Origin of the sequence: Streptomyces sp. NPDC021012 (assembly GCF_044333355.1) — a bacterium.
Lineage (GTDB): Bacteria > Actinomycetota > Actinomycetes > Streptomycetales > Streptomycetaceae > Streptomyces.
Genome location: NZ_JBIRQU010000003.1, coordinates 634,110 through 657,305, shown reverse-complemented (window position 1 = coordinate 657,305; position 23,196 = coordinate 634,110). Strand labels below are relative to the sequence as shown.

General features: G+C 74.3%; 27 protein-coding genes. 16 read left to right on the top strand and 11 right to left on the bottom strand.

The genetic code is table 11. The annotated features are described in order from the left end of the window. Positions 1 to 37 precede the first annotated feature (37 nt). Positions 38 to 889 carry an anti-sigma factor family protein gene (locus ACH4TP_RS12820; RefSeq protein WP_398437846.1) on the bottom strand — a complete coding sequence of 284 codons (852 nt, stop codon included), beginning with the start codon at positions 887 to 889 and terminating at the stop codon, positions 38 to 40. A 5-nt stretch (positions 890 to 894) separates the two neighbouring features. Beyond that, complete coding sequence (locus ACH4TP_RS12815) at positions 895 to 1,461, bottom strand: RNA polymerase sigma factor (protein WP_398437515.1); 567 nt, start codon at positions 1,459 to 1,461, stop codon at positions 895 to 897. A gap of 165 nt (positions 1,462 to 1,626) precedes the next feature. On the opposite strand from ACH4TP_RS12815, the gene ACH4TP_RS12810 reads away from it, so the two are divergent. Both ACH4TP_RS12810 and ACH4TP_RS12805 read left to right on the top strand, forming a co-directional pair. Continuing rightward, positions 1,627 to 2,136 (top strand): copper-binding protein, encoded by a 510-nt coding sequence (locus tag ACH4TP_RS12810; protein WP_398437512.1) that lies wholly within the window; start codon positions 1,627 to 1,629, stop codon positions 2,134 to 2,136. Further along, positions 2,126 to 2,542 (top strand): hypothetical protein, encoded by a 417-nt coding sequence (locus ACH4TP_RS12805; RefSeq protein WP_389225421.1) that lies wholly within the window; start codon positions 2,126 to 2,128, stop codon positions 2,540 to 2,542. The genes ACH4TP_RS12810 and ACH4TP_RS12805 overlap by 11 nt, the downstream gene beginning before the upstream one ends. Here the strand turns inward: ACH4TP_RS12805 and ACH4TP_RS12800 are convergent. From ACH4TP_RS12800 to ACH4TP_RS12790, 3 genes are all read right to left on the bottom strand, one after another. After that, a complete protein-coding gene (locus ACH4TP_RS12800) occupies positions 2,511 to 2,696 on the bottom strand; it encodes a hypothetical protein (protein ID WP_398437509.1) in 186 nt (61 codons plus the stop codon). The genes ACH4TP_RS12805 and ACH4TP_RS12800 overlap by 32 nt on opposite strands. A gap of 96 nt (positions 2,697 to 2,792) precedes the next feature. After that, positions 2,793 to 3,074 (bottom strand): hypothetical protein, encoded by a 282-nt coding sequence (locus ACH4TP_RS12795; protein ID WP_398437507.1) that lies wholly within the window; start codon positions 3,072 to 3,074, stop codon positions 2,793 to 2,795. A gap of 291 nt (positions 3,075 to 3,365) precedes the next feature. Further along, the gene (locus ACH4TP_RS12790) at positions 3,366 to 4,556 is read right to left on the bottom strand and encodes a cytochrome P450 (protein ID WP_398437505.1); all 1,191 of its coding nucleotides are present in this window, start codon (positions 4,554 to 4,556) and stop codon (positions 3,366 to 3,368) included. 378 nt (positions 4,557 to 4,934) lie between these two features. On the opposite strand from ACH4TP_RS12790, the gene ACH4TP_RS12785 reads away from it, so the two are divergent. Together ACH4TP_RS12785 and ACH4TP_RS12780 are read left to right on the top strand one after the other, a co-directional pair. After that, a complete protein-coding gene (locus ACH4TP_RS12785; protein WP_398437503.1) occupies positions 4,935 to 6,020 on the top strand; it encodes a cytochrome P450 in 1,086 nt (361 codons plus the stop codon). Positions 6,021 to 6,031: 11 nt separating this feature from the next. Then, the gene (locus ACH4TP_RS12780) at positions 6,032 to 6,796 is read left to right on the top strand and encodes a class I SAM-dependent methyltransferase (RefSeq protein WP_398437501.1); all 765 of its coding nucleotides are present in this window, start codon (positions 6,032 to 6,034) and stop codon (positions 6,794 to 6,796) included. 455 nt (positions 6,797 to 7,251) lie between these two features. Here the strand turns inward: ACH4TP_RS12780 and opcA are convergent, their stop codons facing one another. Both opcA and ACH4TP_RS12770 read right to left on the bottom strand, forming a co-directional pair. Beyond that, positions 7,252 to 8,163 (bottom strand): glucose-6-phosphate dehydrogenase assembly protein OpcA, encoded by a 912-nt coding sequence (gene opcA, locus ACH4TP_RS12775; RefSeq protein ID WP_398187609.1) that lies wholly within the window; start codon positions 8,161 to 8,163, stop codon positions 7,252 to 7,254. Positions 8,164 to 8,240: 77 nt separating this feature from the next. Continuing rightward, positions 8,241 to 8,786, bottom strand: coding sequence for a DoxX family membrane protein (locus ACH4TP_RS12770; RefSeq protein ID WP_398437844.1), 546 nt, complete (start codon positions 8,784 to 8,786; stop codon positions 8,241 to 8,243). Between the two features lie 172 nt (positions 8,787 to 8,958). Here ACH4TP_RS12770 and ACH4TP_RS12765 point away from each other — a divergent pair, with 172 nt between their 5' ends. From ACH4TP_RS12765 to ACH4TP_RS12755, 3 genes are all read left to right on the top strand, one after another. Further along, positions 8,959 to 10,335: a dipeptidase gene (locus ACH4TP_RS12765; RefSeq protein WP_398437499.1), complete on the top strand. Its 1,377-nt coding sequence runs from the start codon at positions 8,959 to 8,961 to the stop codon at positions 10,333 to 10,335. A 39-nt stretch (positions 10,336 to 10,374) separates the two neighbouring features. Next, positions 10,375 to 10,992: an HdeD family acid-resistance protein gene (locus tag ACH4TP_RS12760; RefSeq protein ID WP_041132365.1), complete on the top strand. Its 618-nt coding sequence runs from the start codon at positions 10,375 to 10,377 to the stop codon at positions 10,990 to 10,992. A 136-nt stretch (positions 10,993 to 11,128) separates the two neighbouring features. Beyond that, positions 11,129 to 11,551 carry a DUF350 domain-containing protein gene (locus ACH4TP_RS12755; RefSeq protein ID WP_389225443.1) on the top strand — a complete coding sequence of 141 codons (423 nt, stop codon included), beginning with the start codon at positions 11,129 to 11,131 and terminating at the stop codon, positions 11,549 to 11,551. 11 nt (positions 11,552 to 11,562) lie between these two features. Here ACH4TP_RS12755 and ACH4TP_RS12750 read toward each other — a convergent pair whose 3' ends face one another. Beyond that, complete coding sequence (locus tag ACH4TP_RS12750) at positions 11,563 to 12,015, bottom strand: hypothetical protein (RefSeq protein ID WP_398437496.1); 453 nt, start codon at positions 12,013 to 12,015, stop codon at positions 11,563 to 11,565. Between the two features lie 44 nt (positions 12,016 to 12,059). Next, complete coding sequence (locus ACH4TP_RS12745) at positions 12,060 to 13,496, bottom strand: WGR domain-containing protein (protein ID WP_389225448.1); 1,437 nt, start codon at positions 13,494 to 13,496, stop codon at positions 12,060 to 12,062. A 176-nt stretch (positions 13,497 to 13,672) separates the two neighbouring features. On the opposite strand from ACH4TP_RS12745, the gene ACH4TP_RS12740 reads away from it, so the two are divergent. The 9 genes from ACH4TP_RS12740 to ACH4TP_RS12700 all read left to right on the top strand — a co-directional run bounded on the left by ACH4TP_RS12740 (position 13,673) and on the right by ACH4TP_RS12700 (position 21,201). Continuing rightward, on the top strand, positions 13,673 to 14,794 hold the full coding sequence (locus ACH4TP_RS12740; protein WP_398437494.1) for an SPFH domain-containing protein: 1,122 nt from the start codon (positions 13,673 to 13,675) through the stop codon (positions 14,792 to 14,794). A gap of 8 nt (positions 14,795 to 14,802) precedes the next feature. After that, on the top strand, positions 14,803 to 15,747 hold the full coding sequence (locus ACH4TP_RS12735; RefSeq protein WP_398437492.1) for a M23 family metallopeptidase: 945 nt from the start codon (positions 14,803 to 14,805) through the stop codon (positions 15,745 to 15,747). Positions 15,748 to 15,818: 71 nt separating this feature from the next. Further along, on the top strand, positions 15,819 to 16,388 hold the full coding sequence (locus tag ACH4TP_RS12730) for a winged helix-turn-helix transcriptional regulator (protein ID WP_398437490.1): 570 nt from the start codon (positions 15,819 to 15,821) through the stop codon (positions 16,386 to 16,388). Continuing rightward, entirely contained in the window at positions 16,385 to 17,341 is a 957-nt protein-coding gene (locus ACH4TP_RS12725) for a ketopantoate reductase family protein (RefSeq protein ID WP_398437488.1), read from the top strand. The genes ACH4TP_RS12730 and ACH4TP_RS12725 overlap by 4 nt, the downstream gene beginning before the upstream one ends. A gap of 89 nt (positions 17,342 to 17,430) precedes the next feature. Continuing rightward, positions 17,431 to 17,940 carry a hypothetical protein gene (locus tag ACH4TP_RS12720; protein ID WP_398437486.1) on the top strand — a complete coding sequence of 170 codons (510 nt, stop codon included), beginning with the start codon at positions 17,431 to 17,433 and terminating at the stop codon, positions 17,938 to 17,940. A 165-nt stretch (positions 17,941 to 18,105) separates the two neighbouring features. Beyond that, positions 18,106 to 18,372, top strand: a complete 267-nt coding sequence (locus ACH4TP_RS12715) for a hypothetical protein (protein WP_398437484.1) — start codon at positions 18,106 to 18,108, stop codon at positions 18,370 to 18,372. After that, on the top strand, positions 18,372 to 19,088 hold the full coding sequence (locus ACH4TP_RS12710; protein ID WP_398437482.1) for a (Fe-S)-binding protein: 717 nt from the start codon (positions 18,372 to 18,374) through the stop codon (positions 19,086 to 19,088). Before ACH4TP_RS12715 ends, ACH4TP_RS12710 begins: the two co-directional genes overlap by 1 nt. Further along, a complete protein-coding gene (locus tag ACH4TP_RS12705) occupies positions 19,085 to 20,509 on the top strand; it encodes a LutB/LldF family L-lactate oxidation iron-sulfur protein (RefSeq protein ID WP_398437480.1) in 1,425 nt (474 codons plus the stop codon). Before ACH4TP_RS12710 ends, ACH4TP_RS12705 begins: the two co-directional genes overlap by 4 nt. 26 nt (positions 20,510 to 20,535) lie before the next feature. Further along, entirely contained in the window at positions 20,536 to 21,201 is a 666-nt protein-coding gene (locus ACH4TP_RS12700; protein ID WP_398437478.1) for a lactate utilization protein C, read from the top strand. Positions 21,202 to 21,212: 11 nt separating this feature from the next. Here ACH4TP_RS12700 and ACH4TP_RS12695 read toward each other — a convergent pair whose 3' ends face one another. Continuing rightward, positions 21,213 to 21,515, bottom strand: a complete 303-nt coding sequence (locus tag ACH4TP_RS12695; RefSeq protein ID WP_389225479.1) for an antibiotic biosynthesis monooxygenase — start codon at positions 21,513 to 21,515, stop codon at positions 21,213 to 21,215. 154 nt (positions 21,516 to 21,669) lie between these two features. Beyond that, the gene (locus tag ACH4TP_RS12690; RefSeq protein WP_398437475.1) at positions 21,670 to 23,163 is read right to left on the bottom strand and encodes a carboxylesterase/lipase family protein; all 1,494 of its coding nucleotides are present in this window, start codon (positions 23,161 to 23,163) and stop codon (positions 21,670 to 21,672) included. Positions 23,164 to 23,196: the final 33 nt, after the last annotated feature.

Sequence of the window (23,196 nt, the reverse complement as noted above, 5' to 3'; positions counted from 1 at the left end):
TTCCACGTGCACGGCCTTCGGGGCGCCGGGTCCGCCCTCACCCCGTGGCGGGCGACCCCGTCGTGGTCCCCGTGAAGTGGGCCGTCGCCAGGAGCGTGCCGTCCGCGGCCAGGAGGCGGGCGCCGGTCAGGGTGGTGGGGTCGACGGGGGTCGGGGCGCCCCAGTAGCCGTAGCCGGCGCGGAGGGGGAAGGAGCCGAGGGGGACGGTGGAGCCGTCGGCCCGGGTCAGGAGGCACCGGACCGGGCCGTCGGTCGTCCGGTTGCGGCCGAGGTCGACGGACATGTACACCCAGCCGTTGCCGCCGGTGGCGTCCGTCGGGTGGGCGTAGATCCGGCCCACCTCGCGGCCGCTCCCGGTGCCGGCGGGGGTGAGCAGCGCCGCCTCCAGGACGTGCGGCGACGGGGCCACGGCCGGGGGCGCGCCCTCCACCGCGGTGCCGACCGTCCAGCCGCCGAACCCGAAGGCCAGGGCCGTGGCCACACCCGCCAGGGCGATCCGGAGGCGGTGCCCCCGGGCCCGGCGCCGGGCCGCCGGAGCGGGTGTGGGGGCCTGGGCCTGGGCCGGGGCCGGGGCCTGAGCCGGGGCCTGAGCCGGGGCCTGAGCCGGGGCCGGGGCCTGAGCCGGGGCCGGGGTCGAGGCCTGAGCCTGGGCCGGGGCCTGGGCCGGGGCCGGGGTCATCGCCCGTACCACCCGGCTCTCGAAGCCCACCGGCGGTTCCGCTCCCGGCAGCAGCCCGAGCAGACCGTCCCCGACCGCCGTGAGCCGCTCCACGTAGGCCCGGCAGTCCGGGCAGCGGTCCAGGTGGGCCACCGCCTCGGCGCGCTCGCGCGCGGGGAGGATCCCGAGCGCGAGTTCGGCGCCCTCCTCGCGCAGCCGCTCGCAGTCCATGCCGCTCACCGCGTCTCCTCGCTCTCCAGGAGCGCCCGCACCTTGATCGTCCCCGTCCGGATCCTGGTCTTCGCCGTGCCCAGCGGCACGCCCTCGAAGGCGGCGACCTCCCGCGCCGTCATCCCGTAGATCCCGGCCATCACCAGCGCCCGCGCCTGCTCCCGGGGCAGTGCGGCCACCGCCCGCCGGACCCGCTCGGCCGCGTCGTCGGCGAGGGCGCGGCGCTCCGGCGTCTCCGTGACGATCCCGACCAGCGTCTCCAGGTCCTCCGGGGCCACCGGGGTCGCGCGCCGGGCCCGTACCGCGTCGATCGCCAGGTTGTGCGCGATGGCCGTCAGCCAGGTCCGTACGGAGCCGCGCCGGCCGTCGTACACCTGGGCGTGCCGCCAGGCCCGCTCGAAGGTCTGCTGGGCCACGTCCTCCGCGAGTGCCGGGTCGCCGACCACGGCGACCGCCACCCCGTAGACCGAGCGCTGGAACCGGCGCACGAACGCCACCGCGATCTCCGGATCGCCCGTGGCGAGACCGGAGAGCAGTGCCTCGTCGGGAACCCGCTCCAGCGGAAGGCCCATGCGTCCCACACCCGTGGTACGTCCGAAGTCCCCGAAGGGATCGCCGGTCCCGAAAGGATCGCCGGTGCCCGAAGGGATCGTCCGAGCCCATTGTCCGCCGCACCCGCAATCCCGGCGCGGCCCGGCGCCGTACCTCCTGTGGGGGCACCACCGGAGGACCGAACGATGACGACACCACGTATCCGCGGACCGCGCAGCCGCGCGCTGCTCGCCCTGTCGGCCGCCTCGCTGGCCGGACTGCTCGCCGCCTGCGGAGGCGGCGACGGCGGTTCGAGCAGCGGCACGACCACCCCGCCCCCGGCGCAGAAGAGCACGGCACCCGCGGGCGCGACCCGGGTGACCGCGGACCTGGCCGACTTCAGGATCACGCTGTCCCGGCAGACCTTCACCCCCGGCACGTACGCCTTCGTCGCGAGGAACACCGGGCACCACGAGCACGCCCTGGAGATCCAGGGACCCGGCGGCGAGAACCGCTCCAGCACCGTCTCCCCGGGGGAGTCCACCACCCTCACGGTGACCTTGAAGGACGGGAAGTACGAGATCTACTGCCCGGTCGACGGACACAAGGACCTGGGGATGAAGACCGCGATCACGGTGGCCGGCGCCCCGGTCGACAAGACCGGCACCAACCCGGCCACTCCCGCTCCTCCGACCTCTCCCGGCAATGGTTACTGACCGGACCCGCCGCGCCGCCGTGGTGGTGCTGCGGCTGGCCGCAGCGGGCCTGACGGCGGCGATGGGCGCCATCCACCTCTACCTGTGGGCCGACGGCTACCGCGATCTGGCCACCATCGGCGGCCTGTTCCTGCTGAACGGCGTCCTCGGCTGCCTCCTCGCCGTGGCCCTGCTGCTCACCCCGTACCGCTGGCTCGGCCTGGTCGCCACCGCCACCGCGCTGTTCACGGCGGGCACGCTCGGCGCGCTGTTCCTGAGCCTCACCACGGGCCTGTTCGGCTTCGAGGAGTCGGCCGACGCCGACCTGGTCCGCCCCACCATCGGGGTCGAGACGGCGGGCGTCCTCGTCCTGACCACCCTGGCGGTGTCCGCGCTCAGCCACCGCCACCATCCCGGTCGGCACTGACGAGCCCCGACTCGTAGGCGCCGATCACCGGTTGGGCGCGGTCACGCGCCCGCAGCCTGTGCGGGAGCCGTCCGATGTACGTCTTGACGGCGCCGTGGCCGAGGAGGGTGAACGCGTCGCCCCACAGGGCCGGTTCCCGGAAACGCCCTCCCATCCTGGCGGCGTGGACCAGCGCCGGCCCGATGACGGGGGACGCGTCGCCGAGCCGACGCCCGGGGAAGGACGGGGCCTGGAAGGGAAGTGGTCGGAGTCAGGTGCTGTTGGCGTCCAGGAGGCGGCGGGTGCGGTCGCTCGCGCCGCTGAGGGCGAGGGGGACGCCGAGGCCGGCGCACATGCGGTGGGTGCGGGCGAGGGCGCTGAGGGTGGCGGGGCTGGGGTCGGCGGCCGGGACCGCGATGACCACCCGGGCGGGGCGGTGCTCCTCGACGAGGGCCTGGATCCGGAGGGCGGCCGCGGCGCGATTGGTGACGTCCAGGTCGCGGTGGAGCGTCACGTGCAGGGCATCGTGACGTACGGCGTGGCTGATGAGCATGGTCCCTCCGCACGGGAGACGAGGAAGGCCCACGACTGGACGTCCGCGTGGGCGGTTCGTCCGAGGATGTCATGACTGGTGGCCCGGTGGGGTCCTCGTGACGTGCGCGCCGCGGAGTGTCCGTGCAGCGGTGACGTGCGGGATCCGGGGTGCGCCGGGGTTTGCCGGAAAGGGCCGGAGCCCGGGCCGCGCAGCGGGCCCGGGCTCCGGCGGGGTGCACGTGAGCCGTACACCGGCATGTCGCCCGCCTCCCGGACGGGCGTCACGCTCGTGGGTTTCAGTGCCAGTACTTCATGGTCGAACCTCCTCCCCCGCTCGTGGGCGCAGGGTGACCTCGAAGCGGTCGAGACCGCGGAGGGTCAGATTGCGCCGGTGGTCCGGTTCCGCGACCGCCCGTGCGTCCGGGTAGTCCCTGGCCAGGGCCCCGAGGACCGATCCGGCGAGCCGGATCGCCATGGACGCGCCCAGACAGGCATGGGCCCCGCGTCCGAACCCGAGGTGCGGGTTCGGGGCGCGGTCGAGTCGCAGCTCTGCGGGGTGGTCGAACCGCAGCGGGTCGTGGTTGGCCGCGCCCAGGAAGAGCGTGACCGGATCACCCGCCTTGATGGTGACGCCACCCAGTTCGGTGTCGGTGACGCAGACCCGGGCGTCCGCCTGGACGGGTGCGTCGTACCGGATGAGTTCGTCCACGGCCGTGGCCGGGGTCGCCCGGAACGCGGCGAGCGCGCCGGGGGTGGTGAGGAGGGCGGCCCCGGCGTTGCCGAGGAGCCGCGAGGCCGATTCGTAGCCCGCGTGGAGGACGGCGCGCAGACTGTTCCGCAGAACCGTTTCTGCCACGCCGCTGTCCGCCGCGTGCTCCGCCACGTACGCGATGAGCCCTTCCTCGGGCGGATCCGCGAGCCACCCGCCCGCGTACTCCGCGAGCCGCGCCCGGGCGGCGACGGCCGGTTCGCGCTTCTCGGGCCACAGCCCGGCGTCCATGCCGTCGACGACGGTACGGGACATGGGCACGAACCAGTCGAGCTCGGGCGCGGGGACGCCGAGGAAGGCGGTGACGAAGCGCAGGGCGACCGGTTCGGCGAGCTCTCCGACGAAGTCGAAGGAGGGACGGTCGGCCAGCCCGGCGAGCAGGTCCGCGATCCGGTGCTCCAGGTCCTCGTGCAGGGCCTGGCGGTCCTGGGCGCGGAAGCCGTCGAGCAGCAGGTGCCGGATGGCGGTGTGCTCCGGCGGGTCGAGGGTCTGGACGCTCAGCAGGGGGGCGGGGATGTCCTCGCCGGCGCGGCGCCAGTCGGAGGCGAAACGGTTGCTGTCGGTGAGGACCGCGAGGCAGTCGGCATGGCGGGTCAGCACCCAGGAACCGAGCAGTTCGTGCCAGAAGACCGGGGTGCCCTCCCGCAGGCGGGCATAGGCCGGGTAGGGGTTCCGCAGGATCGACGGACGGGCCAGATCCAGGATCGGGTCCACGGCTGCCGTTTGCTCCACGAAACGTCTCCCCTTGCGCATCGGGCCTGGTCGAGGCCTTGGCTGCTGTCCGAGTCGAGCGTGCGAGACGCCGGATCACCGGTGGGTGGAACGCCTCGCTGATGCTTCACCGACGGTTCGCCGGCGCTTTCCCTTGCATGATCCGAGTCGAGCGCCGGTGACGCTACCACGCAACTGGGGCGGCTGGTATGACTACCTGCCACAGATCTTTCACAAACCTTCGGGGAGTTACGGAAGATGACCAGCCAAGACCAGACAATCGTTCACGATGTCCCGGTAAACGTTGCTCAACAGCCCAACCCCTACCCGCTCTTCGAACGCATCCGTGAGCACGGCGTCGTCCAGCGCGTCCGGCTGAATCCCACTCTTGAAGTCTGGATGGTCACCGGCTACGACGAGGCGGTGGCGGCGCTCACCGACCCGCGCCTCAGCAGCAGCCCCGTCGGGGTCAACGGCCTCGAGGAGGAGATGGCCCACCAGGAGCGCACCAACGTCCTGATGGCCAGCATGCTCGTGGCCGACGGCGAGAACCACACCCGGCTGCGCAACCTCGTATCGAAGGCCTTCACCTTCCGCCGCGTGGAGGCGCTCGCACCGCGCGTCCAGGCGCACACCGACGCCTTCCTCGACGCCATCGCGCGGCGCGGATCCGCCGATCTGGTCTCCGAGTTCGCGCTGCCGCTGCCGATGGCCGTCCTCAGCGAGCTCATCGGCATCCCGGCCGAGGGGCAGCCGGACTTCGCCCGTCTCGCGGTCGGTCTCATCATGCCGCCCAACACCCCGGAGCGGCTCGCCAAGGGAGCCAAGGCGCGCGCCGAACTCATGGAGTTCTTCGAGCCGTTGATCGCCGCACGCAAGGCGGATCCGAAGGACGACCTGCTGAGCGCGCTGTGCGCCGCGCAGGCCGAGGAGAAGATCAGCGACCGCGAGCTGACGGCCATGGCCATCCTGCTCACGCTCGCCGGCCACGAGACCACGGCGAGCCTCATCGCGAACGGCGTCCACGCCCTGCTGCGCCACCCGGAGCAGTTCGCCGCGCTGCGCGACGACCCCTCGCTGCTGCCCGGCGCGATCGAGGAACTCCTGCGCTACGAGGGCCCGGTGAGCCGGGGCGTCGCGCGCTTCACGGTCGACGCGTACGAGATCGGCGGCGTCACCGTCCCGCCCGGCGAGATGATCATCATCGGGCTCGCCGCGGCCAACCGCGACCCCGCGCGCTACGACCGTGCCGACATCCTCGACGTGGCCCGCCGCGAGGTTCCGCAACAGCTCGCTTTCGGCCATGGTGTGCATTTCTGCCTGGGCGCTCCGCTCGCCCGCGCGGAGGCCAGGATCGCCATCGGCACCCTGCTGCGGCGCTTCCCCGACCTCCGGCTCGCCGACCCGGACGCGGACCTGAGCCGGCGCGAGGGCATCCTGCGCGGCATGGCGACGCTGCCCGTGACCTTCACCCCGCAGGCGTGAGGGGCACGACGGTGACGGCGGCGGAATTCGACGAGATCGCCCCGGGGTACGACGAGTCGCGCGGCGGTACGGAACGGGCGGCCGGCTTCGCGCACATGCTGGCGCCGCTGCTCGACCCGGCGCGCCCGGTGCTCGACATCGGCGTCGGCACCGGGATCGTGGCGGCCGAACTGACCGCGCTCGGGCACACCGTGCACGGCCTCGACCTCTCCCCCGGGATGCTCGCCCTGGCGCGGGCCCGGCTCGGCGCCCGGGTCGCCGTCGGCGACGCCTCCCGGCTGCCGGTGCGGAGCGGTTCCGTGGACCAGGCGGTCTCGACCTGGCTGCTGCACGCGGGCCCCGACAACCGGGCCGTCCTCGCCGAGGTCGCGCGGATCCTGCGGCCCGGCGGCCGCTACCTGGTGATCCCGGCGGGCGGAACACGCCCGACGGACGACGTCGGCTCCCTCGTCGGAGAACTGGAGGACCGCCTCGACCCCGACGGCACCCGCCGCGACGGCCCGGAGTGGCTGGCCCCCATCGCCGCGACCCACGGCCTCGTCTACCAGGGAACGGCCTCCGAACGCCCCACCTCCTTCGCCGTGTCCCCGCGCGCGATGGCCGACTCCCTGACGCGCGGTCTGTTCACCGGCGCCTGGACGGTGAACGGCGACGCCACCGCCCTCGTGACCGAAACCCGCTCCCGCCTCCTCGCCCTCCCCTCCCCGGACGTCCCCCGGGTCAGACGGTCCGCAGACGTCGTCCTGCTCTTCACCCGAGAACCCGTCACGGACTGACTCCCCGCCCCCGTTGCGGGCGCGCGCTCGCCAAGGCGGTGCCCGCCCGCCACCCCCCCCGTTGTGGGCAATCGTTCCGCAGGGCGGAACGGGTGGGCACAACGGACCCGCGCCCTGCCGGCGCCAGAGGCTTACGAGCCCGAACCCGCACCCCTGTGCACAACGCACAACGGGTGCGGGTCCAGGCGCGGAACGCGGAGGCGCCGCTAGAGGGCGCCGTCCCGTGTGCCCACCCGTCCCGCCCAGCGGGACGATTGCCCACACGGGGGTGAACGAAGCGCACCGCCCCGCGCGGGCGCGGGCCCACACAGGCAGCGGGTGCGGCCCCCACACGGGGGGCGTGGGCGAAGCCCCGGGCGGAGCGCACCGCCCCGCCGGGGCGGGCCCCACACGGGGGGGCGGGGGCGAAGCCCCGGGTGGAGCGCGGCGCCCCGCGTGGGTGTGGCTCGGTCGTGTCAGGCGCGGCCGCGCAGTGCCGTCGCGTAGATCTCGTCGGGGTCGAGGCGGCGGAGTTCCTCGGCGATGAGTTCGGCGGTGGTGCGGACCTTGAGGGCGAGGACTCGGCTGGGCTGGCCGGGGATGGCGAGGCGGGCGACGGGGCCTTCGGGGCGGTCGATGCGGATCTCGCCGTCGGCGGTGCCCATGCGGACGGCCGTGACGACGGGGCCGTCGGTGACGACCCGGTCGACGGGGACGCCGAGGCGGACCTCGAACCAGCGGGCGAGGAGCTCGGCGCTGGGGTTCTCCGCCTCGCTCTCGACGGCGGCGGAGGTGACGGTGAGCGGGGCCTGGTCGAGGGCGGCGGCCAGCATCGAGCGCCAGGGGGTGAGCCGAGTCCAGGCGAGGTCGGTGTCGCCGGGGGCGTAGGAGGCGGCGCGCCGCTCCAGGGCGCCGAGGGGGTCCTCGACCGCGTACATGTCGGTGATGCGGCGCTGCGCGAGCGAGCCCAGCGGGTCCCGGGAGGGCACCTCGGGCGCGTCGACGGGCCACCAGACGACGACGGGCGCGTCCGGCAGGAGCAGCGGCAGGACCACGGAGTCGGCGCGGGCGCCGAGTTCGCCGTAGAGCCGGAGGAGGACCGTCTCGCCCGAGCCGGCGTCGGTGCCGAGCCGGACCTCGGCGTCGAGCCGGGTCTCGTACCGCTCGCGGGGGGTGCGGGCGTGGCGCTTGATGACGACGAGGGTGCGGGAGGGATGCTCCCGGGAGGCCTCGTTCGCCGCCTTGACGGAGTCGTAGGCGTTCTCCTCGTCGGTGACGACGACGAGGGTGAGCACGGCGCCGACGGCGGGAGTGCCCACGGCCCTGCGACCTTGCAGGATCGCCTTGTTGATCCTGCTGGAGTCGGTGTCCGTCAGATCGATCTTCATGTGCGCCGCCCGTCCCTTCCTCTGCGGTGAGCCTAACCCTCCCGCACGGCCGGCGCGTGCGGGTCCCCGGACAGGTCCTACTCGGACTGTTCCTCCTCGGGCGCCTCGCGGCGTGCGGCGGCCCGGGCCTCGGCGCGGCGGCCGATGACGGCCGAGGCGGCGACCGCCGTGCCGAGGAAGGCGGTGGCCACCACCCAGGGGCGGTCGAGGACGTGTCCGGTGGCGTGGTCCAGGGAGTAGCGCCCGGCGCCGGTGATGCCGATCGCGGCGGCCGCGAAGCCGAGGAAGGCCGGGTACTCGTAGCCGCCGCCCATGGCGAAGAAGCCGGCCGGGGCGTGGACGGCGACGGCTCCCGCCATGGCGCCGGCCGCGGCGGCGCCGGCGGCCGGGGTGGCGAGGCCGAGGGCGAGGAGCACTCCGCCGCCCGCCTCGCCGAGACCGGCGGCGATCGCGCTCTCGCGGGGCGGGTCGAAGCCCATGGCCTCCATCGCCTTGGAGGTGCCCTCGATGCCACCTCCCCCGAACCAGCCGAGGAGCTTCTGCGTGCCGTGCGCGGCGAGCACGGCGCCGGTGCCGACCCTGAGCACGAGCAGCCCGAGATCGCGTCGGTTGGGGTGGCCCATGAGGTTCTCCAGGTGCGGGAGGCGGAGGCGTACGCCGTCCACTCTCGTCCGGTCCGCCCCCGCGCGCCCCCTGAACCCAGCCCGGAATACTCCACTTGAGTCATGTTTTGCGGCGATTGCCCACTGTTGCTTGACTGAATGGGCTTTACGTCCCCGAGGGAAGTGGGTACGCATGTCCGCCGAGTCCACCGAGACCGCAGCCCTGCGGGAGAGGGTCCGGGCGCTGATGCCCCGGGCGAAGGAGGACCTGACCGCGCTGGTGGCGATGCGCTCCGTCGCCGACCCGCGCCAGTTCCCGCCCGAGGAGTGCGCGAAGACCGCCGACTTCCTCGTACGGGCCTTCACGGAGGCCGGGCTGCGGGACATGCGCCGGGTGACTACCCCGGACGGCACGGACGCGGTGGTGGGGCACGCGCCGGGGCCCGAGGGGGCGCCGACCGTGCTGCTGTACTGCCACTACGACGTGCAGCCGCCCCTCGACGACGCCGCCTGGCGGACCCCGCCGTTCGAGCTGACCGAGCGCGACGGGCGCTGGTACGGGCGCGGCGCCGCCGACTGCAAGGGCAACATCGCGATGCACCTGACGGCGCTGCGCGCGCTCGGCGGTCCGGAGGGCCGGGGCTTCCCGGTGAACCTCAAGTTCGTGGCGGAGGGTTCGGAGGAGCAGGGCACGGGCGGCCTGGAGCGGCTCGTGCCGCTCCAGCCCGAACTGTTCGCCGCCGACACCCTGCTGGTCTGCGACACCGGCAACTTCGCGCTCGGCCTGCCCACGGCCACCACCTCGCTGCGCGGGCTCACCAACGTCGTCGTGACCGTCTCCACCCTCAAGGGCGAGATGCACTCCGGCATGTTCGGCGGCCCGGCGCCCGACGCGCTGGCCGCGCTCGTCCGGATCCTCGACAGCCTCCGCGACGAGCACGGCAACACCGCCGTCAAGGGGCTGCCCGGCGACGGCTCCTGGGAGGGGGTGGCCTATCCGGCCGAGCAGTTCCGCACCGACGCGGGCGTCCTCGACGGGGTGTCCCTCGTCGGCACGGGCTCGGTCGCCGACGAGCTGTGGGCCCGGCCCGCCGTCACCGTCCTCGGCATCGACTGCCCGCCGGTGGTGGGTTCCTCGGCCGCGATCCAGGCGAGGGTACGGGCCAGGGTCAGCCTGCGGGTGCCGCCGGGGATCGACGCCGACGACGCCCTGCGCGCCCTCACCGACCACCTGACCTCGGCCGCCCCGTGGGGCGCCCGGGTGGAGGTCGAGCCGGAGAGCGCCGGCCAGCCCTTCAAGGCCCGCACCGACGGCCCTGCCTACCGGGCCCTGGGGGCGGCGCTCCGCGCGGCGTACGGCAAGGACATGGTGCAGTCGGGGCAGGGCGGTTCGATCCCGCTGTGCAACGTGCTCGCCGCGCACTTCCCGGAGGCGGAGATCGCCCTGATCGGCGTCGAGGAGCCGGGCTGTCTCATCCACGCGCCGAACGAGAGCGTGGACCCCTCGGAGATCGAGCGCATGGCGCTGGCCGAGGCCCTCTTCCTGAGTTCGTACGCCACCCCCCTCTGACCCCACCCCCACCCGCAACGAAAGGACCGGTGCGGTTCCATGACACAGACTCATGAAGATCCCTACGGCGGCCGCCCCACCCGAGGGGACGTGCCACCCGGGCCCGTGGGACTCCTCGCGGGCTTCGCCTGGCAGGCCCTGCTCGTCGCCGGACTCGTCTCGCTGATCCTCGGCGTCATGGTGCTGGCCTGGCCGGAGGCCACCCTGCGCGTGGTGGGCGTGCTCTTCGGCCTGTACCTGCTGCTCAGCGGTGTGATGCAACTGGTCGCCGCCTTCGGCACGCACGCCACCACGGCACTGCGGGTCATGGCCTTCATCAGTGGCGCGCTGTCGATCCTGCTCGGCCTGTTCTGCTTCCGCGGCGCGACGCAGTCGACCCTGCTGCTCGCGCTGTGGATCGGGATCGGCTGGCTCTTCCGCGGCATCACCCAGACCGTGGCGGCCGCCTCCGACCCGGCGATGCCGGCGCGCGGCTGGCAGATCTTCCTCGGCATCGTCAGCGCGCTCGCCGGCATCGTGCTCATCGTGTCCCCGCTGGAGTCGGCCACGGTGCTCACGGTCCTCGGCGGCATCTGGCTTCTCGTCGTCGGCGTGGTCGAGCTCATCACGGCCTTCATGGTCCGCTCCCGCGCCAAGGACCTCCCGCCGGGCGCCTGAACCCGCATGCGTCACCGTCGTCCGCCGCCCGCCCGGTCTCCGGGCGGGCGGCGGGCCTTCTCGATCCGTGCGCTACATTTTGCCGGTCCTTGACCACCGATCCCCCGTGATCGCGACCTCCCGGAGCCGGCATTCCATGAGCGACATCGTCAACGGTCTCGGCCGGGCCGGAGCGTACGGCGCCCTCGGCGTGGTCCTGCTGATCCTCGGCATCGTGCTGGTGGACCTGCTGACCCCCGGCAAGCTCGGGCGCCAGATATGGGAGGACCGCAACCGCAACGCGGCGGTCCTGCTGAGCTCCGCGCTCCTCGGCATCGGCGGCATCGTCTTCACCTCGATCTGGACGACGTACGAGAACTTCGGCAAGGGGCTCGTCTCGACGGCCGCGTTCGGCCTCCTCGGCCTGGTGATGATGGCCGTGGCCTTCCTCGTCGTCGACCTGGTCACGCCGGGCAAGCTCGGTGCCACGCTCGTGGACCCCGAGCCGCATCCGGCGGTCTGGGTGACGGCCTCCTGCAACATCGCGGTCTCGGCGATCGTCTCCGCCTCGATCGCCTGACCGGACGGGCGTCACCGGGACATGGGCTCGACCTCCAGGAAGCGGCGGCCGCGCGGCCCCTTGTAGAGGAGCGCGTCCCAGCCGAGCCGTTCGAGCGCGGGGACGCAGGCGCCCAGGGCCGCCGCCTCCTCCTGGGCGGCGCCCGCGCCCGGCGGGCCGAGCCACTCCACCACGGCCGTCCAGGACCGGTCCCCCGCCCTGACCCGGTAGCCGGTGGAGCGCCGCGCCCCGGAGGCGTCCACGGACGAGGGGGTGATCCCGCCGGCCTCCAGGGCGAGGGCCACCGCGCGGACCGGTCGGCTCCGCTCCCAGTCGGCCGGGACGGTCCTCGGGTCGCCGCCCTGGCGCAGGGTCAGCCGCCTGATCTGGAGCAGCCCTTCGACGGCCGCGCGGATCTCCCGCGACCGCTGCTCGGCCTCGCCGGGAGGCACCGGCGGCCCGTCGCCCGTGGCCGCCTCGAACACACCCGAGCCACCACCCGTACCGCTCACACCACTCGCACCGCTCGTCACAGGAGCCGCCGGATGTCGCCGCGGACCCGGTAGAACCCGCCCGCCGCCGGGTGCAGGGCATCCACCACGTACCGCGCGCCGGGCTCCCGGATCGCCCGCGGGAACTGCACGTTCCACCCGGGCTCGTACCCCTGCGAGACGACCCGCACCCGGGTCCGGCCCGACTCGGTCACACACTCCACGACCACCGATCCGGCCGGGGCGTCGCTGACGGCCGTCACGGCGGTCACGGTCGTCGCCGGCTCGTACACGGGCAGGGCCGCGGCGAGCTTGACGTCCCGCGCGACCGGGACCGTGCCCTCCTTGGCGGCCTCGATCGCCGTCTCGCTCGCGTCCACGCAGACCAGCGAACCGTCCGTGGTCACCAGGTAGAGCCGCTCGTCCCGGTACTGCATGGAGAGCGCCGAACCGCCGCCCGTGCCGAGCTTCCACAGCCGGGTGCCGTCCTCCGCGAAGCAGTAGACGGAGGAGGCGGAGTCGGCGGCGAAGACGAACCGGCCGCCGGGCGAGGTGGCGCAGGAGTAGACCGGGCTGTCGCAGGAGTACACCGCCTCCACCCGCCCGTCCCTCTTCGCGAGCCGCAGCACCTTCTTGCGGGACGTGCCCGCGTAGACCGCGGTGTCCTCCTGCCAGCCGAAGAGGACCCCTCCTTCGGTGGCCGTGTGCCACAACTCGCCGCCGCCGTCCGGCGCGTGGGCGGCGACGCCCCGCGTGTCCCCGTAGTAGACGGCGTCGCCGTCGGCGCGGACCATCCAGGCGTGCTCGCCCTGGCCGCCGCGCGCCCACTGGTGCTCGTCCTCGTGGTCGATGACGGTGAGCCGGCCGGAGCGGTCGGCGACGTGCAGGACGCCCTCGTGGATATCGAGCCAGAAGATGTCGACGTCGGTGGCGATGTCGTACGCGGCGAAGGGGAGCTTGGACGAGAGGTCGTACACCTTGCCGTCGTCGCAGCCCGCGTAGATCCAGAAGTCGTCGGCGACCAGGCACTTGACGCCGTCCGGCAGGCTGAACCTGGCCTGGACCTCGCCGGCGCGGTCGAGCGTGAAGACGTCCCCCGCCTGGTTGCCCACCCAGCAGCGCTCCTCGTCGACGTGGATGCCGAAGGCGGCCGAGCCGGTGCGGAAGCGCCACAGGACGGGGGCGACGGCCCGCGCGGTGGAGGGCGCGGACGTGACCTCACGGCGCGTCACGGCGCGCGCGGCACGCTGCCCCCGGACCGCGGGGGCGTACCCCTTGCGGACCTTCTCGCCGATCTTCTTCGCCGCCGCGGCCTGGGCCTTCGCCGCCGTCGGGAAGGTGGACCGCTGGGTCTGGCCGTCCGCGCCGATCCGGCCGTAGCGGACCGACACCGCGAGGTCGTCGACGGTCACTTCGTAGAACTTGTGGGCACCGCCGCCGTCCTGCGACAGCTCCAGATAGGTCGTCGTCGTCATGGTGAAAACGGTAGGGGCCACCACTGACAACGGCCCTCGGTGAAGCCTTGGCCAGGGGACCAAAGACCCGGGCATTCGGGACTTTCGTCGCGGCATTCCGGACATTAACCCCTGTAACGATGGTGCGTGAAGATCATCCGACGAGCCGTCACCTCAGGAACGGCCGGAAGGGCCCCATGACCGAGCCACAGAAGCGGCCCCTGCCCGTCCGCGTCCGCCGGCACACGGACGGCATACCGATGAACGACCTCTTCCGCTCGACGACCGAGCGCATGCCGATGACCGAGCGCACTCCGGCGACCGTGCGCACTCCGCCGAACCGGGCCGACCGGACCGACCGGGCCGACCTGACCGACCGGACCGCGAAGCGGCCGGGGCAAGCGCCCGCCCCCTCCCTGCCCCTGCCCCGCCGCCCACCACCCGCCGACCCCGACCTGACGGAGCGTCCGGGGCCCTCCGCCCCCGGCTGGGTCGCGGTCCTGACCGGCGTCACCGCGCTCGCGGGCGCGGGGGCGGCGCTGTGGCGGGCCCGCCCGCTGCGCGCCGTCGAGCTGCCGGCGTGGCAGTGGGCCGCGCTCGCCTGCTGTGCCGTCGTCGCCGTCGTGTCCTTCGGCGGTCTCACCCGGGGCCGGACGGGCTCCGCCCGGGTGCTCTCGCTCTTCGGCCGCTACCGGGGCAGCGTCCGGCGCACGGGCCTCGTCTGGATCAGCCCGTTCGTGCTGCGGCGCCGGATCGACGTACGGCTGCGGCACTGGCGCAGCGAGCCCATCGCCGTCGTCGACGCGGAGGGTTCGGCGCTGCGCGTGGTCGTCCTGGTCGTCTGGTCGGTGCGGGACACCGCCCGCGCGCTGCTCGCGGTCGACGACCATCTCGGCTATCTGCGCGAGCAGGTGGAGGCGGCGGCCGCGCGTGTGCTCTCGCAGCTGCCGGCGGACGCGTTCCGGGGCGGCGCGCCGACCCTGCGGAACGCCGAGGCGGTCGGCGACGCGCTGACCCGGATGCTCGCGGCCGAGTGCCGGCCGGTCGGCATCGCCGTCTTCTCCGCCCAGCCCACCCGCATCGAGTACGCCCCCGAGGTCGCCGCCGCCATGCGCCGGCGCCAGATCGCCGTCCTGGACGCCAAGCACCGGGACTCCGTCCTGACCGGCGTGATCGACGCCGTGGACGACACCGTCACCCGGCTGACCACGCGGGGGCTCGTCGAGCTCGACGACTTCGAACGCCAGGCCCTGGTCAAGGACTTGACCGTGGCCTTCTACACCCGGAGTGGCGGTCCGGCCGAACCGAACCAGGAGTGACGAGGACCATGGATCCGCACAGCGACGCCCCCGAGTTCGGCGTTTCCGCCTTCGACGTTCCCGCGTTCACCGACGCGATACCCCCGGACTGCGCGTGCGCGGGCTGCACGGACACCGCCCGCGCCGGCCACGCGCCGGGCGGGCCGCGCGCCCTGCACGGGGTGCGCCGCGCGGTCGTGGCGACCGTCGGCGTCGTCGCCCTGACCGGCGCGGGCGCGGGCCCGGCCGCCGCCGAACCCGCCCCGGCGCACGCGGGCTGGGACGGCTCCCGGTACTGGTTCCGGAACGCGGCGGGCGAGTGGCGCTGGACCAGCCACCACGCCACGTACCAGCAGCGCACCGGCGCGAGGGCCGGCGGCGGGCGCACCGGAGGACGCGCGGGAGAACCGGTCTTCCACGGCAAGCAGGGCTGGGACGCCACGTGCCGCGTCTACTGGTACCCGTCGCGCGGCCACTGGTACTGGACCAGTCACGCCTGGAAGTACGAGCAGCGGACGGGCCGCCCCGCGCACCCCCCGAAACCGACCGCCCCCGTGAAGCCCTCCGCGCGCGGGTGGACGGCGCCGGTCTCCTCGTACGTCTTCACCGGGTACTACGGGCAGCCGGGCTCCTGGTCGAAGGGCTACCACACGGGGCAGGACTTCGCGGTGCCGTCCGGCACGGCGGTCCGCGCGGTGGGGCCGGGCCGGGTGGTGAGGGCCGGGTACGGACGCTCGTACGGCTACGAGGTGGTGATCCGCCATCCCGACGGCCGCTACACCCAGTACGCCCATCTCTCCCGGATCGACGTGTCGCCCGGGCAGAGCGTGTCGGGCGGGCAGCGGATCGCCCGGTCGGGGGCGACGGGGCGGGTGACGGGCCCGCACCTGCACTTCGAGGCGCGGACCACGCCGTACTTCGGCTCGGACATCGACCCGCTGGCCTATCTGCGCGGCCACGGCGTGTCCGTATAGGACCCGAGGGTCCCTTGCGGTCACACGAAAACAGTTCGGTGACCGAACTCTTCCGCGCTAGGCTCCCGCCCGTGACGCTTCCGCGCGACTACCGCGGCCAGACCTGCGCCCTCGCCCGCTCGATGGAGATCGTCGGCGAGCGCTGGACGCTGCTGATCCTGCGCGACGCCTTCTACGGGGTGCGCAGGTTCGGGGAGTTCGCCGCCCATCTGGGCGTCCCCCGGGCCGTCCTCACCGACCGGCTCGCCGCCCTCACGGAGGCGGGCGTCCTGGCGCGCCGCCCCGAGCCGGGCACGGGCCGCCGCGAGGTGTACGGGCTGACGCCCAAGGGGGTCGCCCTCTGGCCGGCCGTCCGCGCGCTCACCGTCTGGGGCGAGGAGTTCTACGCGGCGGAGGGCGGCCCGCGCCGCGTCTTCCTGCATGCGGCGGACGAGGCCCCGCTCGAACCGGACGGGCGCTGCACCGCCTGCGGCGCGGCCGCGCCCGTCCAGGACGTCCTGGTCGCCCCCGGCCCGGGGCTCGCCCCCGCGGCCCCGGGCGCCGACCCGGTGACGGCGGCGCTCGCCCGGCCGCACCGGCTGCTCACCCCGCTGCTCGCCACCGCGCCCCCGGGGCGCCCCACGAAGGGTTCACCCTCATGAAGATCCTGGTCGTCGGCGCCGGTGCCACCGGTGGCTACTTCGGCGCCCTGCTCGCCCGCGCCGGCGAGGACGTCACCTTCCTGGTCCGGCCGGCCCGGGCGGCCGCGCTGCGCGCACGCGGACTGCGGGTCGTGGGGCGGGACGAGGAGTGGACGGTGGAGCCCCGCCTCGTCACGGCCGACGAGCTGCGCGATCCGCACGGACCGAGCGAGCCGTACGACCTCGTCCTGCTGTCGGTGAAGTCCACCGGCCTCGACCGGGCGATCGAGGACCTCGCACCGGCCGTCGGCCCGGACACGGCCGTCGTCCCGCTCCTCAACGGCCTCGCCCACCTCGACGCCCTCAACGCCCGCTTCGGCGCGCGGGCCGTCCTCGGCGGCGTGGCCAAGGTGGTGACCACCCTCGACGACTCCGGTGACATCCGGCGGCTCGCCCCGCTCGCCCATCTGGCCTTCGGCGAGCAGGACGTACGGGACGGGGCGGTCTCCGCGCGCGTGGAGCGGATCCGCAAGGTCCTCGAAGGGGCGGGGATCGACGCGCCGGTGCCGGCCGACGTCCTCACGGCGATGTGGCACAAGTGGGTGTTCATCACGACGTTCGGCGCGCTGACGAGTCTGATGCGCGGCACGGTCGGCGAGGTGTACGACGCGCCCGGCGGCCCCGGCCTCGGTCCGGCACTGCTCGACGAGGCGGCCGCGGTGGCCGCCGCGGCCGGACACCCCGTACCGGAGGAGGAGCGGGCGGCGACCCTCGCCGTCGTGTCCGCCCCGGGCTCGCCGATGGTGCCGTCGCTCTACCGCGACCTGGCGGCGGGCCGCCCGACCGAGGTCGAGCACCTCTTCGGCGACCTGACGGACCGGGCGCGCGCCCTGGGCGTGGCGACGCCGCTCCTTGACCTGGCGACACTGCACCTGCGCGTCCACCAGCGCCGGGCCACGGCCGCCGGGGCCTGACGGGAGGACGCCGTCTCCCCCGCGCGGGGGAGACGGTGCGCCCGCGGGGGCGACGCCGGGACACCCGGTCCGGCGGCAGCCTTGCCTCCATGATGAAGATCGAGGCCCTGCCGGGCGTGCCCCGTTGGGCCGCCGTCGCCGCGCACGCCGTACCGCTGGTCGTCCTGCCGTCCGGCGTCTGGCGCGTCGCCCTGACGTTCGGCGCGCCGGTGGCCCGGGTCGAGGACCCGACACCCGGCCTGGCCGTCTACCAGCTGTGCCTGACCGTCTTCGCGGAACTGCTCGCCTTCCTGACGCTGGGTCTGGTCCGCGCCTGGGGCGAGGTGTTCCCCCGCCGGCTGCCGTTCCTCGGCGGCCGCCCGGTCGCCGCCCGGGGCGCGACGTTCGCCGCGCTGTCCGGCGCGTTCGGACTCGCCGTTCTCACCTGCTGGTTCACGTACGCGGCGTTCGCGGACCTCGCCCCGTACTCCCCCGGCAACATCACCGAGAGCCCCCTCCAGAAGACCCTCTTCCTCGCCTGCTACCTCCCGCTCGCGGCCTGGGCCCCGCTGCTCACGGCGGTGGCCGTCGCGTACCACCGCCGCCGCCGAGCGGGGTGACGATCAGACGATCAGCGGTTTTCCGAGGCCGCCGGGCACGCCGAAGGGGCTGACCGCCTCCGGGGTGACCCGGGGACCGGCTCCGCCGGAGCGGATCGGACTGGTCGCGCGCGAGACGGACGCCCGCGACGGACGGGTGGCCTGTGCCGCATCGGCCGGGCCCTGATGCACCTGCCCGAGGTGCTCTTCCTGGACGAGCCGACCGTCGGCGTCGACCCCCGGGCGCGCGCGGACCTCTGGCGGATCGTCGGAGAGCTGTACGCGACCGGCCGGACCGTGGTGCCGACCACCCATCACCTCGACGGGGCCGAGGCCCTGCGCCGCTTCACCCGGCGGGGACGGGCCCGAGGGCTCCCTCCGCACCGCGCGCTCCTGCCACACTACGTACCTCAGGGCCACCGCCCGACCCGAGCCGTCCCCGAGGAACCGTGATGCGCGTCGCCCTCTTCGTCACCTGCGTCAACGACGCCGTCTTCCCCTCCACGGGCGTGGCCACGGTCCGGCTCCTCGAACGGCTCGGCGTGGAGGTCGACTTCCCGGCGGCGCAGTCCTGCTGCGGGCAGCCGCAGTTCAACACCGGCTACCGCGCGGAGACCGAGCCGCTCGTACGGCGCACGGTCCGGGCCTTCGAGGGGTACGAGCACGTCGTCGCGCCGTCCGGTTCGTGCGTGGCGATGGTCCGGCACCACTACCCGTCCTTCGGCACGGAGGCCGGGGCCCTGGCGCCGCGCGTGTACGAACTGACGGAGTTCCTGGTGGACGTGCTCGGCGTGACGGACGTGGGCGCGTACTTCCCGCACCGGGTGACGTACCACCCATCCTGTCACGGTCTGCGGCTCCTGGGGCTCGGGGAGCGGCCGCGGCGGCTCCTGGAGGCCGTGAAGGGCCTGGAGCTCGTGGAGCTGCCGGGCGCGGAGGAGTGCTGCGGCTTCGGCGGCACCTTCGCGGTGAAGAACCCGGACGTCTCGGCGGCGATGGGCGCCGACAAGATCACGAACGCGCTGTCCACGGGCGCGGAGGTGCTCTGCGGCGCGGACAACTCCTGCCTGCTGCACGTGGGCGGCATGCTGAGACGGCAGGACGCGCCGCTGCGCGCGCTGCACCTGGCGGAGATCCTGGCGAGCACGGAAGAGGAGCCCTGGGCATGAGCGGTACGTTCCTCGGGATGCCGGCCTTTCCGAAGGCCGCGCACGAGGCCGTGCGGGACGAACGGCTGCGCGCCAACCTGCGGCACGCCACCCACACCATCCGGGACAAGCGGGCGCGGGCGGTGGCCGAGCTGGACGACTGGGCCGCGCTGCGCGAGGCGGGCAAGCGGATCAAGGACCAGACGCTCCGTCACCTCGACACGTACCTCCTCCGGTTGGAGGAGTCGGTGACGGCGGCCGGCGGCACCGTGCACTGGGCGGCCGACGCGGCGGAGGCCGACCGGATCGTCACCGAGCTCGTGCGGGCCACCGGGGAGACCGAGGTGGTCAAGGTCAAGTCCATGGCCACGCAGGAGATCGGGCTCAACGAGCACCTGGAGGCCGAGGGCATCGCCGCCTACGAGACGGACCTCGCGGAGCTGATCGTGCAGCTCGGCGAGGACCGCCCCTCGCACATCCTGGTCCCGGCGATCCACCGCAACCGCGGCGAGATCCGCGACGTCTTCCGCGAGAAGATGGGGAGTTGGGGCCGCCCGGCGCCGGAGGGGCTGAGCGACACCCCGGCCGAGCTGGCGGAGGCGGCCCGGCTCCACCTGCGTGAGAAGTTCCTGCGGGCGAAGGTCGGGATCTCGGGCGCCAACTTCATGGTCGCCGAGACCGGCACCCTCGTGGTGGTGGAGTCCGAGGGCAACGGGCGGATGTGCCTCACCCTCCCCGAGACGCTGATCTCCGTCGTCGGCATCGAGAAGGTGGTGCCGACCTGGCGGGACCTGGAGGTCTTCCTCCAGACGCTCCCCCGCTCCTCGACGGCCGAGCGGATGAACCCGTACACGAGCATGTGGACCGGCACCACCGACGGCGACGGGCCGAGCACCTTCCACCTGGTCCTCCTCGACAACGGCCGCACCGACGCGCTCGCCGACGAGGTGGGACGACAGGCGCTGCGCTGCATCCGCTGCTCGGCCTGCCTCAACGTCTGCCCGGTGTACGAGCGGGCCGGCGGCCACGCGTACGGCTCGGTCTACCCCGGTCCGATCGGCGCGATCCTCACCCCGCAACTCCGGGGCACCACGAGCGAGATCGACGCCTCCCTGCCGTACGCCTCCTCGCTGTGCGGCGCCTGCTACGAGGTGTGCCCGGTCGCCATCGACATCCCCGAGGTCCTGGTGCACCTGCGCGAGCGGGTCGCCGAGGAGGGCGGGAAGGGCCACCGCCTGGAGCGGGCCGCGATCAAGGCGTCCACCTGGGTCCTGGACCACCCCGGCGTGCTCGCGGCCGGGGAGCGCCTCGCGTCCCGGACCCGCGCCCTGCACCCCAGGCGCCTGCCGGGACCGGGCGCCCGCCAGTGGTCGGACCACCGCGACCTGCCCGAACTGCCGGCCGAGCCGTTCCGCGACTGGTGGAGGAAGAACCGCACATGACCGACTCCGGCGCGAGGGAACCGCACATGACCGACCCCAGCGCGGGGAAAGCGCACACGACCGATTCCCGTGAGCGGATCCTCGCCCGGATCCGTACCGCGGTCGCGGACGCTCCCGAGGCCGTCCCCGTCGCCCGCGACTACCGGGCCGCCCACGTCCCGGACGACCCGGACGGCCTCCTCGACCTCCTCCACGAGAACCTCGCCGACTACCGCGCCCACGTCCACCGCACCACCCGGAACGGCCTCGCCGGGCTCGTCGCGCGGCTCCTCGCGGAGCGCGGCGCGCGCGGTGTCGTCGTGCCGCCCGGGCTGCCCGAGGAGTGGCTCGCCGCGACCGGGGCCGCCCGGCGGTTCGACGAGCCCCGGCTGAGCCCGTACGAACTGGACGGCGCGGACGCCGTGGTGACGGGGTGCGCGGTGGCGATCGCGGAGACCGGCACCCTCGTCCTGGACGGCGGTCCGGGCCAGGGCCGCCGGGCGCTCACCCTCGTCCCCGATCTGCACCTGTGCGTGGTGCGGGCCCCGGAGCAGGTCGTGGCCTCGGTGCCGCTCGCGCTTCCCCGGCTCGACCCGGCGCGTCCGCTGACGTGGATCTCGGGGCCGTCCGCGACGAGCGACATCGAACTCGACCGGGTGGAGGGCGTGCACGGGCCGCGGACCCTGGAGGTGATCCTGGTGACGGAGGCCTGAGACGGGCCGGTTCAGTCGGCGTCCGGTTCGGCGAGGAGGTCGTCGACGATGGCGAGGCGCGTCTCGGGGAAGTACTCGGCGATCGCCTCGCGCATCATCGCCTCGCCCTCCGGGTCGGGGGTCCCGCACTTCTCCCGGGTCTCCCGGTCGGGCCAGCGCGCGTACGCGACCCAGCTGCCGTCGTCCGCCTTGTGGAGCCGGGAGCCGTAGCTCCCGCACTCCTGGTGGATCGCCACGGTCACCCGGTGCCAGCCGTCGACGAGCAGCTGCTCCTTCCCCGGACGCACCCGCCACCGGTACACCACAGCGAACATCTCCCCGCCTCCCTCGTCACGTGCGGCACCCCGCGCCGCCTCCAGGAAGCACTGAACTATACCGACCAGTTCACGGTCAAGACTGAACGGTTCGGTAGACCCGACCGTGGGCGGGGCGGCTCACGGCTTCTCCGACGGCGGCCGGGTCCGCTCCTCAGGCCCGCAGGAGCGGGAACTCGGCCCCCGTCCAGAGCGCGCGGAGGGCCGGGGGCTCGTCCCCCTCGTCGGTCCGCCAGACCATCGCGGGCCGGGTGGTGTCGTCGTACGGGGGCCAGCCCGGATCCCCGGTGGCGGCGAAGTCGGCCCAGGCGCGCGTCATCCGGCCCGCCAGCTCGTGGTCGGCGGGGGTGGGGGCGCCGCCGACGAGGAAGGCCACGCAGTCCTTGTCGACGTTGCCGAAGGCGAAGGGGACGTCCGCGCAGTGCCAGGCCCGAACGGTCCCGTTCGGGCCCGTGCGGCGGCGGTCGAAGCGCGAGAGGAACGCCCGGCCCCCGCCCCGGACCTGCTGCTCGACGAGCCGGTGGGCGTACTCGCCGAAGAGGAGGTCACCGAAGACGGACAGGTAGACGTCGGACGGCGGGGCGTCGGGCAGCGCGGCGCGGTAGCCGGCGATCAGGCCGTCGGGGAGCCCGAAGTCCTCCGCGAATCGGGCCAGTCGCCCCTCGGTGGTGACCTTCGCGCAGCTGCCCACGGCGTCGAGCAGCCAGTACTCCTCCGTGGTGTGGCAGACCAGGAGGTCCACGTCCCGGGCCGCCCCGGCGGCGAGGCCCGTGAGCGGGTCGACGGGCAGGACGTCCCCGTCGAGGACGGGGGCGTAGAGCGAGGGGTCGTAGTGGCGGGACCCTGAGTCGGGGTCGCGCCGGTACGCCTCGACGACCTGGTCGGAGGCGGCGACCAGGGCCTGCGGAGTCGCGGCGGTCAGGCCCTCCGGAGTGGCCGGGCAACCGGCCGCCGCGGCGATCTCGCGCGTGGTCGCGGCGGCGATGTCGAGGGTGTAGTGGGGGCTGGCGGGGCTGTGCGCGACGGCGCGGTGGAACAGGCCGCGCGCCCGGTCCATCACCATGAGGCAGGCGACCGACGCGGCCCCGGAGGACTGGCCGGCGAGCGTGACGTCGCCGGGGTCGCCGCCGAACGCGGCGATGTTCTCCCGCACCCAGCGCAGGGCCGCGACCTGGTCGAGGAGTCCCCGGTTGTCGGGGTACGACGTCCCGCCGGAAGCCGGGACGTGCCCGAACCCCTCGAAGCCGAGCCGGTGGTTGAGGGTGACCACGACCAGTCCGGCGCGGGCGAGGGCGGCTCCGTCGAAGTCGGGCTGGGCCGAGGAGCCGAAGGTGTAGGCGCCGCCGTGGATCCAGACCAGGACGGGCAGGGGGGCGCGGTCCGCGGCCGGGGTCCAGACGTTGACGGTGAGGACGTCCTCGTCGCCGGGCGACCACAGGGGCGCGCCGGGCAGCTCCGCCGACTGCGGGGCGACGGGGCCGAAGGCCGTACAGTCCCGCGCTCCGGTCCACGCGGCCGCCGGAGCGGGCTCGCGGAACCGGAGGGCGCCGAACGGCGGTGCGGCGTAGGGGATTCCGAGCACGGCGACCACGCCGTCGGACGCCCGGAAGCCCCGTACCGCACCGCTCGTCGTCTTGAAGGTGTCCATGGGGCTCAGCGTGTCATCGGGCCTCCGCCCGGC